Genomic DNA, 14,907 nt, shown 5'->3' with positions numbered 1-14,907 from the left:
TTGTGAGGCGGATTGGATCATGTCATTCCTTCGGAGACAGGCTTGCCAGGGGACACCCGATCGGCATCATTCTTTAGACGCAGCACAATGTTTCTGCATATTTAGGTGTGAATAGGTCATATCTGTGCGCAGTGGATTGCCGGTTCAGAAGTCTAGTGCGAGATCTAGGACCTGCGCCGAATGGGTCAGCGCACCCGAGGAGATATAGTCGACACCTGTTGCAGCGACTTCGGCTATGCGGTCCAGCTTCATGTTGCCCGAAGCCTCCAACACCATGCGCCCTGCGGACATTTCCACAGCTTTCACGAGAGTATGCGTGTCCATGTTGTCCAGCAGCACGACATCCGCCCCACCTTCGTCCAGAACCTCGGAGAGTTGGTCAAGGCGATCAACCTCTATCTCGCAGCGGATCATGTGCGAAGCCTGCGCCTTGACCGATTGTAGCACCGGCCGGATACCTCCGGCGGCGGCGATGTGGTTGTCCTTGATCAGGATGGCGTCGGACAGACTGAAGCGGTGGTTGAATCCGCCGCCGTGCAGCACGGCCTGTTTTTCGACGATCCGCAGCCCCGGCGTGGTCTTGCGGGTGCAGGTCACGCGGGTGTCGGTGTCGCGTGTCTCGGCCACGAAGGCGGCGGTCAGCGTGGCGATCCCGGACATGCGCCCAGCAAAGTTCAGCGCGACCCGTTCGCCCGACAGGATCGAGGCCGCGTCGCCCGTGATCTCCATCAGCAGGTCGCCCGGCGCGATCACGTCGCCGTCGGCCTTATGTGCGGTGATCTTCAGTGCCGGATCCACCAGTCGGAATGCCATCGCGGCGATCTGAAGGCCCGACACGACGCCCAGCTCGCGCGCATTCAGCCGCGCAGAGTAGGTGGTGCCGGCGGGAATGACCGTGCGGGTGGTGATGTCGCCATAGGTGCCCAGATCCTCCATCAGCGCGGCGCGGACGAGCGGTTCAAGGATCAGGTCGGGCAGTGGTGTATGGCTCATGCCAGTTCCTTTCGGGTCGTGGTCGCGCGGATCGCCAGCGCGTCGTTCAGGGTCATCAGCGACCGTATGCCGGTTGCGCCGTCCGCTTCGGGAAAGTCCGACCGGAAATGCGCGCCGCGGCTTTCGCGGCGCATCAGTGCGGCGGCGGTGATCAAGGTAGCGGTGGCGGTCATGTTCTTCAGCGTCTCGCAACCGGGTTGCGCGGCTTCGATCCGGGAGATTTCGGCCAGAGTGCGGGTCAGCCCCTCTGCCGTGCGGATCACCCCTGCGCCATCGGTCATGACCTGCCGCAGCCGGGTGACAAGCGCAGGATTGGGTGTCTCCGCCGGGGGAAGATCGGGCAAAGTGACCGTCGCGGCATCCTTGGGAGCGGGCAGGGCGGCGTCTATTGCCAGCGCGCAGCGTCGGCCATAGACCAACGCTTCGAGTAGCCCGTTCGAAGCGAGACGGTTTGCGCCATGCAATCCGGTTGAGGCGACCTCGCCACAGGCCCAGAGGCCGCGCAGCGTGCTGGCGCCGTCGGCATCCGTCGCCACGCCGCCCATGAGGTAATGCGCGGCGGCGGCCACAGGGATCACCTGTGTCAACGGGTCCAGCCCCGTCTGCTGGCAGGCGGCAGCGACGGCGGGGAAATCACTCAGGATCCTTGCACCCAATGCCGCGCGGGTGTCCAGTGCCGGGGCCAGCCCTGCCTGCGTCTGGGCATAGACAGCGCGGGCCACGATGTCGCGCGGGGCCAGTTCGGCATCCGGGTGCGCGTCCAGCATGAAGCGGTCGCCCTGACGGTTGACCAGCACGGCCCCTTCGCCGCGCAGCGCCTCGGTCGCCAGGGGGGCGGGGTCGATGCCGCAGGCCATGGCCGTCGGGTGGAATTGCACGAATTCTGCGTCGGCGATCTGCGCGCCGGCGCGGGCGGCCATGCCGATCACCTGACCCCGGATGCGCGGCGGGTTGGTCGTCAGCGCATAAAGCCCGCCCGATCCGCCCCCGGCCAGAAGAACTGCGGTGCCGCACAGGGTGATGCTGGCACTTTGCCCCTGATCGCAGCGGGCAACGGCCACGCCGGTGACATGGCCGCCCGAAACCTCAAGTCCCGTGGCCATCACGCCTTCGAGCACCTGAATATGATCTGCCTCGCGCACCTGCGCCGTCAGGGCGCGCATGATCTCTGCCCCGGCCTGATCGCCTTGCACCCGGGCGACGCGGGCAAAGCTGTGCGCCGCCTCACGCGACAGCACATAAGATCCGTCAGTATTACGATCGAAGGGCGTTCCTAGCCTGGTCAGGTCAAGGATATGTTCGCGCGCCTCGGCGGTGACAGATATGGCCACGTCCAGATCTACCGTGCCCGCCCCGGCGGTGACGGTATCGCGGGCATGGGCATTGGCGCTGTCCGCCGGGTCCATCGCTGCCGCCACACCACCCTGGGCCCAGGCTGAGGACGCACCGGTCCCTAGTGCTTCGGGCGAGATCATCAGCACCGGACGCGGGGCCAGTTTCAGCACGGCATATTGCGCCGCCAGCCCTGCGCCCACGATAATCACGCGGTCCGTGTCGATTGTCGTCATTGCCCTAGCCGGCCATCTTGGCAGAAAGGTCAATCATGCGCTGAACGGCGACGCGAGCCTTGTCGGCGACCTGGGGGTCGACCTCGACCGCGCCTTCCATCGTGTGGAGCGACCACAGTACCTTTTCCAGCGTAATCTTCTTCATATAGGGGCACATGTTGCACGGCCCGACGAAATCCACTTCCGGCAGCGCGTCCGAAATGTTGGAGGCCATCGAGCATTCTGTCACCAGCATCGCCTTATCCGGGCGCTGCCGCGTGACATAATCGATAATCGCGCTGGTCGAGCCGGAAAAATCAGCTTCGGCCACCACGTCGGGTGGACATTCGGGATGCGCGATGATTCTTGTGCTGGGGTTCCATTCACGGAAGTCCCGCAGGTCCTGCGCGCTGTATTGTTCGTGCACTATGCAAGCACCGTCCCACCACACGATGTTTTTCTCCGGCACCAGATTGGCGATGTTCTGCGCCAAATACTTGTCCGGTGTCATAATGACTGTGTCGCTATCCAGCCCGCGTACGATCTGCGCAGCGTTGGACGATGTGCAGCAGATGTCGGACGCCGCCTTCACCTCTGCTGTGGTGTTCACATAGGAAACGACCGGCGCGCCGGGATACTTGGCGCGCATCTCAGCTATGCCTTCGGCGGCAATACTCTCAGCCAGCGAGCAGCCTGCCGCCATATCGGGCATCAGCACTGTCTTGGATGGGTTCAGGATTTTCGAGGTCTCGGCCATGAAATGTACGCCACACTGAACAATGACGTTCGCCTCGACCTTGGTCGCCTCGATGGCGAGCTGGAGACTGTCGCCGACTACGTCGGCGATGCCGTGATAGATCTCGGGCGTCATGTAGTTGTGCGCCAGGATTACTGCATTGCGTTCTTTCTTGAGCTTGTTGATCGCCGCCACGTAGGGCGCATAGATAGCCCAGTCGGGTGGCGTCACAACACGATCCATCCGGGCGAAAATGTCAGCATTTGCTTCAGCAATTTCGATGGAAGGACAGAGATCGTAGTGATCGGCGAGTTCGGCGCGTAGCGCAATCTGGTCGAGCAAGGGGAGAAATCCTCGAGTCTATTGGGGCCGCTGCAAAGGGTGCGACCGCACTTGGATCGTGTCGATTGAGACGTTTCTACGGGCTGAGTGACGTAAGGGCAAGTTTGAGAGAACGGAATATTTTGATGTCACTCGCCAACATGTATCGAAATCCGCCGGAACATGGTTCCGGACTCGGGCGTCAGTGCGCGGAAAAAACTTCAGGCCGAAGCGGGCCTTCAGTAGGAATTCTCGCGTTTTGAGAGGACATCGGAATCGAACATGATGCATGCCGACTTCTGCGTCGAAGCATTGAAGGAGGCTGTGGCCAAACTCGGCTCGCCCGAGATCATGAATACGGATAGTCATATGATAGGAACTAGTTCTCGGATGGTTTGACTCAAACACTGATCGACCGTTCGATGAGGTGGTGCCGCATGGCTTTCCGGCTTGGTTTGACCCAAACAACGACCGACCTGACACGTGTCTTTTCCATGGACCTCTCGATCATCCGGGAACGCCTTGCGGCGAGCTTGTCTCAGAGATGCTGCCGTGACCCGAGAAGGGCCTGACCATCCGGTCTCATGACTGTCCTGTCCCTGCATTCATCGAGGCGACGCTCGTTCACTTGCCGCAGGAAAGAATCGTCAATTGGCTAAACAACCAGACACATCTCACGTCGTCGGAGGCGTCGATACCCACAAAGATTTACATGTTGCTGCCGTCGTCGACCAATACGACCGTGTGCTCGGCACCGAGAACTTCACAACCATACGGCATGGACATCGCATGATGTTGGAGTGGATTCGTTCATTCTGTGATCTGCAACGCGTCGGCATCGAATGTTCGTGCAGTTATGGTGCAGGGTTGTTGCGCTATCTACAAACTGCGGACGTCAAAGTGCTGGAAGTGGTCACATCCCCTGACCAACATGCCCGCCGCCGTCGCGGTAAGAACGACAACTTCGATGCGGAAAGTGCAGCCCATGCTGCTTCTTCCGGACAGCACACGGTCACACCAATGAGCCGCGACGGTATGGACGAAAGTCTTCGCGTTTTAAAGGTTTGTCGAAAGACAGCCGTTCAGGCGCGCCGCATTGCTTTACAGATGATCCAGACCACGATTGTCTGGGCACCTGACAGATTGAACGAGCCTCTGCGCCAGATGACAAGAATGCAGCTGATCCGCACGCTGGCGGCCTGGCGGCCCGATCTCCGGCGTATCGGGAGGTAGAAGAGGCCTATCGCATAGCCCTAAAATCCCTGGCGCGGCGTTATCTTGAGCTGCATGACGAGATTGCCGATCTGGACGATATGATCGAAGCGATCGTCAAAGATCTTGCCCCCGAGCTTCTGGAGCAAACTGCGATTGGCCTGAACAGTGCGGCACAGCTGTTGTTGACAGCCGGAGACAATCCCGAGCGATTGAAGTCCGAGGCAAGCTTTGCGGCTCTGTGCGGCGTTAGTCCCGTTCCTGCTTCATCAGGGAAAACGGTTCGACATAGGCTGAACAGAGGCGGTGATCGCGCCGCCAACAGCGCGATCCACATCATCGCGATAGGACGTTTACGGCTGGACCCTCGGACCCAAGACTATGTTGCCAAGCGCATTGCGGCCGGAAACTCGAAAATGGAAGCCATTCGCAGCCTGAAACGCTATATCGCGCGAGAAGTCTTCGGCATCATCATTCGGCGGCATAAAGAAATTAATCAGACACAAATCGCCGCTTGTCTCTTGGAAGGGCGTCGAAGGGTTCTGTCGCAAGGTCTGTAGTTCCGTTGCGGAGTGATGGTCGTTATGCGATTGCACAAAAAAGCGGGCAGGTAGAATGGCGATGAGTTTCAAAGGGGCGCGCTACCCCAAGAGCGCGATCCTTTACGCGGTGTACTTCTATGTCAGATACGCGGTTTCTCATCGAGATTTGGAGGAGATCATGGCAGAGCGTGGTGTCGACGTCGACCATGCGACACTGAACAGGTGGGTGGTGAAGTTTTCGACAGCTCTCGCGGCCAAGGCACAAAAGCAAAAGCGCCAGACAGCCAGCGCGTGGCGGATGGATGAAACCTATGTCCAGGTTAAAGGTCAGTGGGCTTATCTTTATCGCGCCGTTGATCGGGATGGCCAAACCCTTGATTTCATGCACTCAGCGCAGCGGGACAAGGCTGCCGCTCGCCGTTTTTTTAAACGTGCGATTTCAGCGAATGGCACGCCTGATCGCTTTGCTATCGACAAGAGCAGCGCCAATCTGGCGGGGCTTCATGCCGTGAACGTGATCCAGAAATTTACAGGCAGCGGGTGGTTGATTCGGATCACTCAGAGCAAATATCTGAACAATATGGTCGAGCAGGATCACAGATTTATCAAGCGGATTACCCGCCCGACACTTGGCTTCAAAGCGTTCCACTCAGCAGCCGCAACGCTGGCTGGGATCGAAACCGCGCACATGATCCGCAAGGGTCAAATTGCCGTCTCCGAAGGAACTGGCTTCGAGCAATTCGCCGCCCTCGCAGCATAGGTGTGCCCAGCGGATAGCTGATCTCTAACCTCTATTATACTTTGCGACAGAACCCGATAAGGCGCGCAGCCTGGCAGGCCGCGTGGAGCCCGCCCGGACCGTGGATATCGCCTTTCAGGTTTCGGGTCTGCTTTCCGACCTCACGGTAGATGCCGGGACTCGGGTTGAGAAAGGCGATCTAATTGCCGCGCTCGACCCAGTCGATTTCGAATTGGCCGTGGAGCGGGCACAGGCCTCTTTCGACCTCGCAAAATCCGAATACGATCGTGCGTTGAGTCTGACCGAGAGGGGGGTGGCGACCGACGCTCGACTTGAAACGAACCGCGCGCAGCTTGCACAGGCAGAAGTCGCCCTGCGTGAAGCGGAGCGACGCTTGGCTCAAAGCCACGGTCACCGCGCCCTTCGACGCCATTGTCGCGCGCATCTTTCTGGAGGAGTTTTCGAACGTCACCCCTGCGGCTCCGATTGCAGGTTGCAGGACATCAGTGAAATGCGGGTGCGGATTTCGCTGCCCGAGGAACTCACCGCGATGGCACGGGCCCAGCCCGATGCATTCAGGGTAGCCGCCACTTTCCCCGCGGTGCCGAAATATGAGGCAACCCTTTATCCGCGGACATTCGTGACCGATGCGGACACCACGGCCCAAACCTACGACGTCGAGTTCGTGGTAGAGGGCGCCATCGACCCGAGATTGCTGCCCGAAATGACGGCGAATGTGCGCGTAGCCGCCGCCGCGGAGGGTGCGCAATCGCGGTTGGTAGTCGTCCCGGTCTCGGTGATCGACACGACGAGCCGGAGCGAGCCGTCCATCTGGCTGTATGACGAGGGGACCGGCCGGGTGTCCCGTAAGACCATCCGCCTGGGGCTGCCGAACGACGACGAAATCGTCGTGCTTGAGGGGCTCTCCGGAGACGAACTGGTTGTGTCCGGCGGGTGGTGGCGCCCGAAGGAAAACGAAACAGTCGCGGTTCGCGGCCTCTGAACGATCCTGGACCGGAACACCGAAACCATGACATTGAGTATTTCCCGCGCAAGCATCAGACGTCCGGTCGCCGTTTGGCTGGCAATTATCTTTTGCCTTCTCGGCGGTTTGTGGGGGCTGAACACGGTCGGTCGCCTCGAAGACCCGAGTTTCACGCTCAAGACGGCGCTCGTTTTCGTGCCCTATCCGGGCGCGACGGCGATGGAGGTGGAAGAGGAAGTCACCGATGTCGTGGAAAGCGCACTCCAACAGATGAAGCAGCTCGACCGGGTGGAATCGAAATCCATGCCGGGCATGGCCCAGATCACGGTCGAGATCGAGATGACCTATGGGCCCGACGAGATCCCGCAGGTCTGGGACGAAATGCGCCGCCGCATCCGCGACATCGAAAGAGTGCTCCCCTCCGGTGCGCAGTCTCCGATCATCAATGACGATTTCGGCGACGTCTACGGCATGTTCTACGCTGTGACGGCCGATGGGTTGAACGCCTTTGAACAGCGAGACCTCGCGACTAAACTGCGGCGCGGCCTGGTCATCGTCGACGGGGTGGCCAAGTTCGAGGTTCAGGGGCTGGCTGAAGAAGAGATCATCATTTCGGTCCCTTCGGCGCGCCTGACCGAACTGGGGCTGCCACCGGACCAGATCCTCGGTATCATCGCCGACGAAAACCAGATTTTCTCCAACGGCGAGATCAGCGAACGGCTGTCTCGGCTGGGCGTGTCCGTTCCGCCGGGTTATGTCAGCGTCCAGGGCATTGAGGCGCTGCGGCTCGGCGCCCCCGGAGAGGTCGGGCAGATTGCGCTCTACGACATCGCTCGCGTGGTCCGCGAGGAGCCAGTGCGGCCGAGCCAGATCGTGCGTCACAATGGCACGCGGGCCTTCACCCTCGGGGTCTCTGCGCTCGTGGACCGCAACGTTGTCGAGGTCGGCAGATCGGTCGAGGCACGGCTGGACCAGCTGAAGACCGAATTGCCGGACGGCGTCGAGATCGTACCGATCTATAAACAGCATAAGGTCGTCGACGAAGCGGTCTCGAGCTTTCTCGTCGGCCTCGGTCATCCGTGGCCATCGTCATCGGGGCGCAGATGCTGACCATGGGTTGGCGCGCGGGTTTGGTTGTGGGTGCCACGCTGGGCCTCACGGTGTTTTCCACGCTGTTTTTCATGTCTGTCTTCGGCATCGAGATGGAACGGATCAGTCTCGGGGCACTGATCATCGCTATGGGTATGCTGGTCGACAACGCCATCGTGATCGCCGAAGGCATGCTGATTGGCATGGCGCGGGGCAAGTCCGCCGAAGACGCCGCCGCCGATACCGAGACCGCGACATCGCTTCCTCTGTTTGGGGCCACCGTGATCGGGATCATGGCGTTCTCTGGAATTGGACTGTCGCCAGATGCCACCGGCGAATTTCTGTTTTCGCTCTTCGCGGTTATCGCGATTTCTTTGCTGATGAGCTGGATTCTCGCCGTAACCGTTACACCCTATCTTGGGAAGCTCCTTCTGAAGGCACCAAAAGACACCTCCAAAGACCCCTATCGTGGCTTCGTCTATTTGGCCTACCGCGGTTTCCTCAGGCTGGCGCTGCGCGCCCGCGTGCTCGTCGTCCTGACGATCGTCGGAATCACGGTCTGGTCGGTCATGGCCTTTGGTCAGGTCAAGCAGGCTTTTTTCCGGCGTCGAACACCCCGATATTCTACGTCGAATTCCAGATGCCGCAAGGCACGGACATTCGAGTCACGAATGAAGAAATCGCTCGGCTGGAGGCGATCATCTTAGGCGAGGAGATCGTGACGGACGTGACGACGCTTGTCGGACGAGGGGCCAGCCGCTTCATGCTGACCTACAACCCTGAGCAGGCCGATGCGAGCTACGGTCAGCTGATCGTGCGTGCGACCGATGCCACACTCATCCCCGATGTTGCGGCGCGTCTCAATCGCAAACTGCCGGCGTAATTCCCCAATGCTCTTATCCGCGTCGAGGAGATCGTCTTCGGTCCGCCTGCCGGGGCCGATGTCGCCATCCGGTTTTCCGGACCCGATTCAGTTGTCCTTCGGCAGCTATCGGATAACGCGCTTGCGATCTTCGACGAGGCCGGCACGATCACAAACCCGCGCACAGACTGGCGGCAGCGCGAAATTCTCGTCGAACCCATCGTCGACGAGGCTCGCATGCGGTTGGCCGGTGCGACTCGCGCTTCGATCGCCGACACCGTGCAATACGGCACCTCGGGCCTGCGGGTCGGCACCCTGCGCGAAGGCGATGCCGAAATCCCGATGTATCTGCGGCGTCCCGAGGTCGAGCGCGACGGGCTGGATCGTTTGCGCGATCTCTCCGTCTGGTCGCCGGGTGCAAATGCCTTATTTTCTGAAAAACTCTTCCTTGATCGAGAGCTGCACTGCTGATTCAATTCTTCCCATCGGGAGGGATTGAACGATGTTGGGACCAAGGCAGGAGGCGCAAGCGGCGCTGTTTTATGAGTTCTCTCTGGAAGATCACGTTCCCCAGGATCACCTGCTACGGTCGATTGATCGGTTCGTCGATCTGAGCAGTATTCGAACGCATCTGGCAGACTTCTACAGCCACACCGGGCGTCCTTCGGTCGACCCGGAGCTTCTGATCCGCATGCTTCTGGTGGGCTATTGTTTCGGGATCCGTTCGGAGCGGCGGCTCTGCGAAGAGGTGCATTTGAACCTCGCGTATCGCTGGTTCTGCCGTCTCGATCTGAGCGACCGCGTCCCCGACCATTCCACCTTTTCCAAGAACCGGCATGGCCGGTTTCGCGACGGCGAACTGCTACGCCACCTGTTCGAGACGACTGTCGCGCGTTGCATCGAAGAAGGATTTGCTAGCGGCCAGCGTATGGCAGTGGACGCCAGCCTGATCGAGGCCGATGCCAACAAACAGAACTCCACGCCGAAGGAAGACTGGGATGCGACGCACATCGATCCGGCTGATGCGCCCCGCGCCGTGCGCGAATATCTCGACACGCTGGATGAGGCCGCCTTCGGTGCGGCCAGCGAGGTGCAGCCCAAGTTACCTCGCATTCCGATCCCGCCAGTCAGTGGACAGCAGCCCGCAAAGGTCCCGCTTTCTTTAGTTATTCCGACAATTACCTCATCGACACGGATCACGGTGTCATCTTGGATGTGGAACCCACCCGATCCATCCGGCAAGTCGAGGTTGGATCGACAAAAACCATGCTGACACGGGTGAAGGACAAGTTCGGCCTGGTCCCTGACTGGATGATTGCCGACACCGCATATGGCTCAGGCCCGATGCTCGGCTGGCTCGTGGATCGCAAGATCGATCCTTACATCCCGGTGATCGACAAATCTGGTCGCAACGATGGCACCTGGACACGGGTCGACTTCGATTGGGATGCGCAGAACGACCAATACATCTGCCCCGAAGGTCACGCGCTCAAGCAGTTCCGCCGGAATTATTCCGATCCGAACCGGGGCCCGACAGGCAAGGCTACCGCGAAGTATCGTGCGATGAAGCTGAACTGTCAGGTTTGCCCATCCAAGCCGAAGTGCTGTCCCAATGCCGATGCCAGATCGATCACCCGTGAAGAACACGAAGATGCCCGTCAAGTTGCCAGGGATCTGGCTAGAACGGTTGAATACGCGATTGCGATGAAGCTCAGGAAGAAGGTCGAAATGCTCTTCGCCTACCTTAAACGCATTCTCGGCCTCGGTCGGCTCCGACTACGTGGTCCATGCGGTGCAAATGACGAATTTCTGCTCGCCGCCACCGCCCAAAACCTCCGCAAACTGGCCAAAAAATTTTTCCTGCACCGCAGCAAATGCGAAAAGCCTGATCAGAAAGGCGCTCGCGCCGGATTGGAAAGTGCCATTTCTGCACTCGCAAACAATATTTTTTCAACTGAATCGGCTATGTGCCGATGGCCAACCTCGTCTCCGGCTTTGAGCCCCGCCTCGTCGAGGCCCTTATCCACCGCCGCGACCGTGAGCGTACGATAACGGTCCTCGGCGGTGCAGGCGGCGACCTGACAGCAGATGAGGCCTTTCGCAGTGTCCGCTCTGATATCGAAGCCATTCGGCTTCCCGAAGGCTACACGATGGAATGGGGTGGCGAGTTCGAAAGCGCGGGAGAAGCGCAGGCAAGTCTCGGCAAACAGCTTCCCTTGGGTTTTCTGGTAATGCTGACAATTTCGATCCTGATGTTCAACAAAGTGCGCCAGCCACTGATCCTGTGGCTCGTGGTTCCGATGTCGGTCACGGGGATGGTTCTCGATCTGCTGTTCACTGGGCTACCGTTCACGGCCCTTCTCGGCTTCTTGTCCCTTTCCGGGATGCTGATGAAGAATGCCATTGTGCTGGTGGAAGAAATCGATCAGCAACGCGCCGAAGGTGTCGAGGACTATCAGGCGGTAATCGATGGCTCGGTCAGCCGTTTGAGGCCCGTCGTGCTGGCTGCGGGCACAACGATTTTCGGTATGACTCCGCTCATATCAGACGCCTTCTTCGCATCGATGGCTGTCACAATCATGGGTGGCCTCGCGTTCGCCTCGATCCTGACACTGGTCGCGGTGCCGGTATTGTATGCGCTGTTCTTCTTGATCAAGCCGCCTAAACAAGAAAACGCTCCTTCAGGTTCCCCAGCGACAGCCTGAACGTAGATGCAGTTATAAGCGTTTCTCTGAGCGCCCTCGACCCGTCTTAAGGACGGTGTAGGCATGTTCCGTCGCCTCAAGCGCGCCTTCGAGAAAACCGCCGAATGTCGGAGCCACTTCGGTGCCGCCAAAGACGAGCGCTTCGTCCCACAGGCCTGAAAGAACGCACGGCAGGCCATAGTTCGGGTGGGCAAGAAAGACAGCGAAACTGCGGCTGGCAGCACGCCAGGCGCACTCCCGCTCCATGGTCTAGGCCTTCAAGGCATGGACCGAGGCCCAACTGCTACGCATTCCCGGCAAGGACGATCTCGCGAAGGCCTTCCGCTATGGTCTCAGCTGCTGGCCGTCATTCGAGCTCTTCCTTGGAGATGGCCGCGTCGGCATCGACGACACCACCGCCGAGCGCGTCATGCGCCCGATCAGCATCGGGCGAAAAAACTGACTTTCTGCAGGCTCCGACAGCGGTGGCGAAACGCTGTCCCGGGCGATGTCCCTTGTCGAGACAGCCAAGATGAACGGCCACGATCGGCAAGCCTGGCTGGCCGAAATCCTCGACCGCATCCACAATCACATGACCAACCCGCTCAACGAACTGCTTTCATGGAACTGGACGCCGATGAACTGATCCGCGGTAACAACCGGGCGGTTACGTTTTTGGGGAAGTGATTACCTTTGAATCTTGAGGTCCGACTTCGCCTTTGCTAGGAATCGAACAACCATTAGAAAATTAGCAAAGTCGAAAGTGCAGATGTCTGGACCCCTTGATCAACTGAAGATTATAGAACTTGGTCACGTAATTGCCGGACCACTTGCGGCAGCTTTACTCTCGGATTTTGGTGCAGATGTCATCAAGATCGAAGCCCCCAACCGGACGGATATGATGCGCGACCTTGGACCCAAGGCAGAGGATGGGGTGGGCGTCTGGTGGAAGACTTTGGGCCGTAACAAGAAAACACTAGGCCTGGACTGGAAGTCCGACGAGGGCCGGGACATCCTGCGAAAGTTGGTCGAAGATGCCGACGTGCTGATCGAAAATTTCCGTCCGGGTGTGCTAGAACGTGCTGGTGTTGGACCAGACGTCTTGCACGATTGGAACCCGGACTTGGTTGTTTTGCGGGTTTCAGGTTACGGACAGGACGGTCCGATGCGCGACGTGCCAGCGTTTGGACGTGCTGCAGAGGCCATGAGTGGTTTGGCACATCTGACCGGTTTTCCCGAAGGGCCGCCGATGCACCCCGGCTTTCCGGCGGCCGACAGCACGACAGGGCTAGTGGGCGCTTTGGGAATCATGATCGCGCTATTTGCTCGCGAAAAGGGGATAGCACGCGGTCAGGTCGTCGATCTTGCAGTGTTCGAGGCCCTGCTTCGGTTAATGGATTATCCGGTTCCCGCATTGACGGGCGCGAACCTCTCGCCGCGGCGCAATGGGCTTCGCCAGCCGATGGACTTTGCTCCGGGGGGGATGTTCCGAACGTCCGATGGGGTGTGGCTGACCGTTTCAGCAGGGAGCGCGGAAACCGCGCAACGACTGTTGCGGGCAGTCGGCGGGGACGCCCTTGCCGATGATCCGCGGTTTGCGACACTCGGCGAGATGTCGCAGCACATGGCTGTGGTCTTCGATGCGATCAATGATTTTGTCATGCAGCACACGGCTAAGGAAGTGGAGGCGGTATTCGCCCGCCATGATGCCGTTGCCTCGCGTGTGTTGAGTGTCGAGGAAATCGCGACGAACGAGCAGATACGCCATCGCGGGGATATCGTGTCGGTCGCTGGCGAACAGACTCAGGTCATTGGTCCGGTCCCTCATCTCAGCGCGACGCCCGGTCAGCTTCGTTGGCTGGGACGACCGCCTGGCGCAGACAGCCAAAGCATTCTGCGTGATCTTGGTTTTGACGATGAGCGGATCGCTGCCCTATGTGAGGCTGGGCTCGTAAGATTGGAAAGAGGGCGCGCGCTATGACATTTCGATTGACCGCCGACCAACAAGAGATTCGCGACCAGGTTCTGCGGATTTGCGCAAGGTTCGACGACGACTACTGGCTGGATCGGGATCGCAACGGTGGTTTTCCCCATGAACTGCACAGGGCAATGGCCGATGGCGGCTGGCTAGGTATCGCCATGCCAGAAGCTGTCGGCGGCGCGGGTCTGGGGATCACCGAGGCGACCATAATGATGCAGGCAATCGCCGAGTCGGGGGCCGGCGCAAGCGGAGCCTCGGCCATCCACATGAACATTTTCGGGCTCAACCCGGTGGTGAAGTTTGGGACCGATGAGCAGCGCGCGCGTATGCTTGGCCCTCTAATAGCAGGCGATGAAAAGGCCTGTTTCGCCGTGACCGAACCGACGACGGGGCTGGATACCACAAAGCTGAAGACCATGGCGGTGCGGCGGGGGGACAGATATGTCGTGCACGGACAAAAAGTCTGGATTTCTACCGCGCAGGTGGCAGACAAGATGTTGCTTCTGGCCAGAACAACGCGGCTTGAGGATGTGAGCAGCCCGACCGAAGGGCTGAGCCTGTTCTATACAGATCTCGACCGAAATTTCGTTGACGTGCGAGAGATCGAAAAGATGGGTCGAAAGGCTGTCGATTCGAACGAAGTCTTCATCGATGGATTGCCGATTCCGGCTGAGGACCTGATCGGGGAGGAGGGCAAAGGCTTTAGGCAAATTTTGCACGGGTTGAATCCCGAACGCATCCTGGTGGCCGGTGAATGCATCGGTATTGCGCGCAACGCACTGGCGCGAGCGGCACATTATGCAAACGAACGTGTGATTTTTGACCGCCCGATCGGCCAAAATCAGGGTGTTCAGCATCCACTCGCCAAAGCCTGGGCGCGAGTGGAATCTGCCAATCTCATGGTGATGCACGCCGCCACCCTTTACGATGCGGGAGAGCCCTGCGGCGTCGAAGCGAACGCCGCCAAACTTTTGGCCGCCGACGCCGCGGTTGAGGCGACCGAAGCCGCACAAATTACATTTGGCGGATTCGGATATGCCAAGGAATATCACGTGGAGCGGTTAGTGCGGGAGGCTCTGCTTTTCCGCATCGTACCGGTGACACCGCAGATGCTTTTGTCGTTCATAGCAGAAAAAGCCCTTGGGCTTCCAAAGTCTTACTGATCGGAGATGACAGGCGGGGCTGGTGGGAAAAGGTGACTTGACCAGTTTTCTAA

General features: G+C 59.5%; 12 protein-coding genes and 4 pseudogenes. 12 read left to right on the top strand and 4 right to left on the bottom strand.

The window, feature by feature from the left end; all coding sequences use genetic code 11:
- Nucleotides 1-144 precede the first annotated feature (144 nt).
- The 3 genes from nadC to nadA are packed head-to-tail and all read right to left on the bottom strand — an operon-like array spanning nt 145 to nt 3,618.
- Nucleotides 145-993, bottom strand: a complete 849-nt coding sequence (gene nadC / locus R1W01_RS16515; RefSeq protein ID WP_243614223.1) for a carboxylating nicotinate-nucleotide diphosphorylase — start codon at nt 991-993, stop codon at nt 145-147.
- Nucleotides 990-2,561: an L-aspartate oxidase gene (locus R1W01_RS16510; protein WP_317275325.1), complete on the bottom strand. Its 1,572-nt coding sequence runs from the start codon at nt 2,559-2,561 to the stop codon at nt 990-992. Before R1W01_RS16510 ends, nadC begins: the two co-directional genes overlap by 4 nt.
- A gap of 4 nt (nt 2,562-2,565) precedes the next feature.
- Nucleotides 2,566-3,618, bottom strand: coding sequence for a quinolinate synthase NadA (nadA, locus tag R1W01_RS16505; RefSeq protein ID WP_243614221.1), 1,053 nt, complete (start codon nt 3,616-3,618; stop codon nt 2,566-2,568).
- 630 nt (nt 3,619-4,248) lie between these two features.
- Here nadA and R1W01_RS16500 point away from each other — a divergent pair.
- The 9 genes and pseudogenes from R1W01_RS16500 to R1W01_RS16460 all read left to right on the top strand — a co-directional run.
- Nucleotides 4,249-5,369: pseudogene (locus R1W01_RS16500) on the top strand (IS110 family transposase).
- Nucleotides 5,370-5,424: 55 nt separating this feature from the next.
- On the top strand, nt 5,425-6,111 hold the full coding sequence (locus R1W01_RS16495; RefSeq protein WP_243614220.1) for an IS6 family transposase: 687 nt from the start codon (nt 5,425-5,427) through the stop codon (nt 6,109-6,111).
- A gap of 70 nt (nt 6,112-6,181) precedes the next feature.
- A complete protein-coding gene (locus R1W01_RS16490; protein ID WP_279391830.1) occupies nt 6,182-7,093 on the top strand; it encodes an efflux RND transporter periplasmic adaptor subunit in 912 nt (303 codons plus the stop codon).
- 27 nt (nt 7,094-7,120) lie between these two features.
- Nucleotides 7,121-8,185: an efflux RND transporter permease subunit gene (locus tag R1W01_RS16485; protein WP_279391827.1), complete on the top strand. Its 1,065-nt coding sequence runs from the start codon at nt 7,121-7,123 to the stop codon at nt 8,183-8,185.
- Nucleotides 8,155-8,871: an efflux RND transporter permease subunit gene (locus tag R1W01_RS16480; protein ID WP_317275324.1), complete on the top strand. Its 717-nt coding sequence runs from the start codon at nt 8,155-8,157 to the stop codon at nt 8,869-8,871. Before R1W01_RS16485 ends, R1W01_RS16480 begins: the two co-directional genes overlap by 31 nt.
- A gap of 11 nt (nt 8,872-8,882) precedes the next feature.
- Nucleotides 8,883-9,047 carry a hypothetical protein gene (locus R1W01_RS16475; RefSeq protein ID WP_243614218.1) on the top strand — a complete coding sequence of 55 codons (165 nt, stop codon included), beginning with the start codon at nt 8,883-8,885 and terminating at the stop codon, nt 9,045-9,047.
- 216 nt (nt 9,048-9,263) lie between these two features.
- Nucleotides 9,264-9,497: a hypothetical protein gene (locus tag R1W01_RS16470; RefSeq protein ID WP_243614217.1), complete on the top strand. Its 234-nt coding sequence runs from the start codon at nt 9,264-9,266 to the stop codon at nt 9,495-9,497.
- Between the two features lie 31 nt (nt 9,498-9,528).
- Nucleotides 9,529-10,877 (top strand): annotated as a pseudogene (locus R1W01_RS16465) (IS1182 family transposase); the annotation flags it as partial.
- A gap of 113 nt (nt 10,878-10,990) precedes the next feature.
- A pseudogene (locus R1W01_RS16460) lies at nt 10,991-11,731 on the top strand (efflux RND transporter permease subunit); the annotation flags it as partial.
- 12 nt (nt 11,732-11,743) lie between these two features.
- Here the strand turns inward: R1W01_RS16460 and R1W01_RS16455 are convergent.
- Complete coding sequence (locus R1W01_RS16455; RefSeq protein ID WP_317275323.1) at nt 11,744-11,977, bottom strand: hypothetical protein; 234 nt, start codon at nt 11,975-11,977, stop codon at nt 11,744-11,746.
- Between R1W01_RS16455 and R1W01_RS16450 the strand changes: the two are divergent.
- The 3 genes and pseudogenes from R1W01_RS16450 to R1W01_RS16440 all read left to right on the top strand — a co-directional run.
- Nucleotides 11,934-12,356, top strand: a pseudogene (locus tag R1W01_RS16450) (IS66 family transposase); the annotation flags it as partial. The gene R1W01_RS16455 and the pseudogene R1W01_RS16450 overlap by 44 nt on opposite strands.
- 123 nt (nt 12,357-12,479) lie before the next feature.
- Nucleotides 12,480-13,691 carry a CaiB/BaiF CoA transferase family protein gene (locus R1W01_RS16445; protein WP_243614216.1) on the top strand — a complete coding sequence of 404 codons (1,212 nt, stop codon included), beginning with the start codon at nt 12,480-12,482 and terminating at the stop codon, nt 13,689-13,691.
- A complete protein-coding gene (locus R1W01_RS16440) occupies nt 13,688-14,854 on the top strand; it encodes an acyl-CoA dehydrogenase family protein (RefSeq protein ID WP_243614215.1) in 1,167 nt (388 codons plus the stop codon). Before R1W01_RS16445 ends, R1W01_RS16440 begins: the two co-directional genes overlap by 4 nt.
- Nucleotides 14,855-14,907: the final 53 nt, after the last annotated feature.

The sequence above is a fragment of the Shimia sp. FJ5 genome (assembly GCF_032918335.1).
Classification (GTDB): Bacteria; Pseudomonadota; Alphaproteobacteria; order Rhodobacterales; family Rhodobacteraceae; genus Shimia; species Shimia aestuarii_A.
The sequence above is the reverse complement of the archived record's forward strand: the minus strand, read 5'-3'. Positions and strand labels throughout refer to the sequence as shown.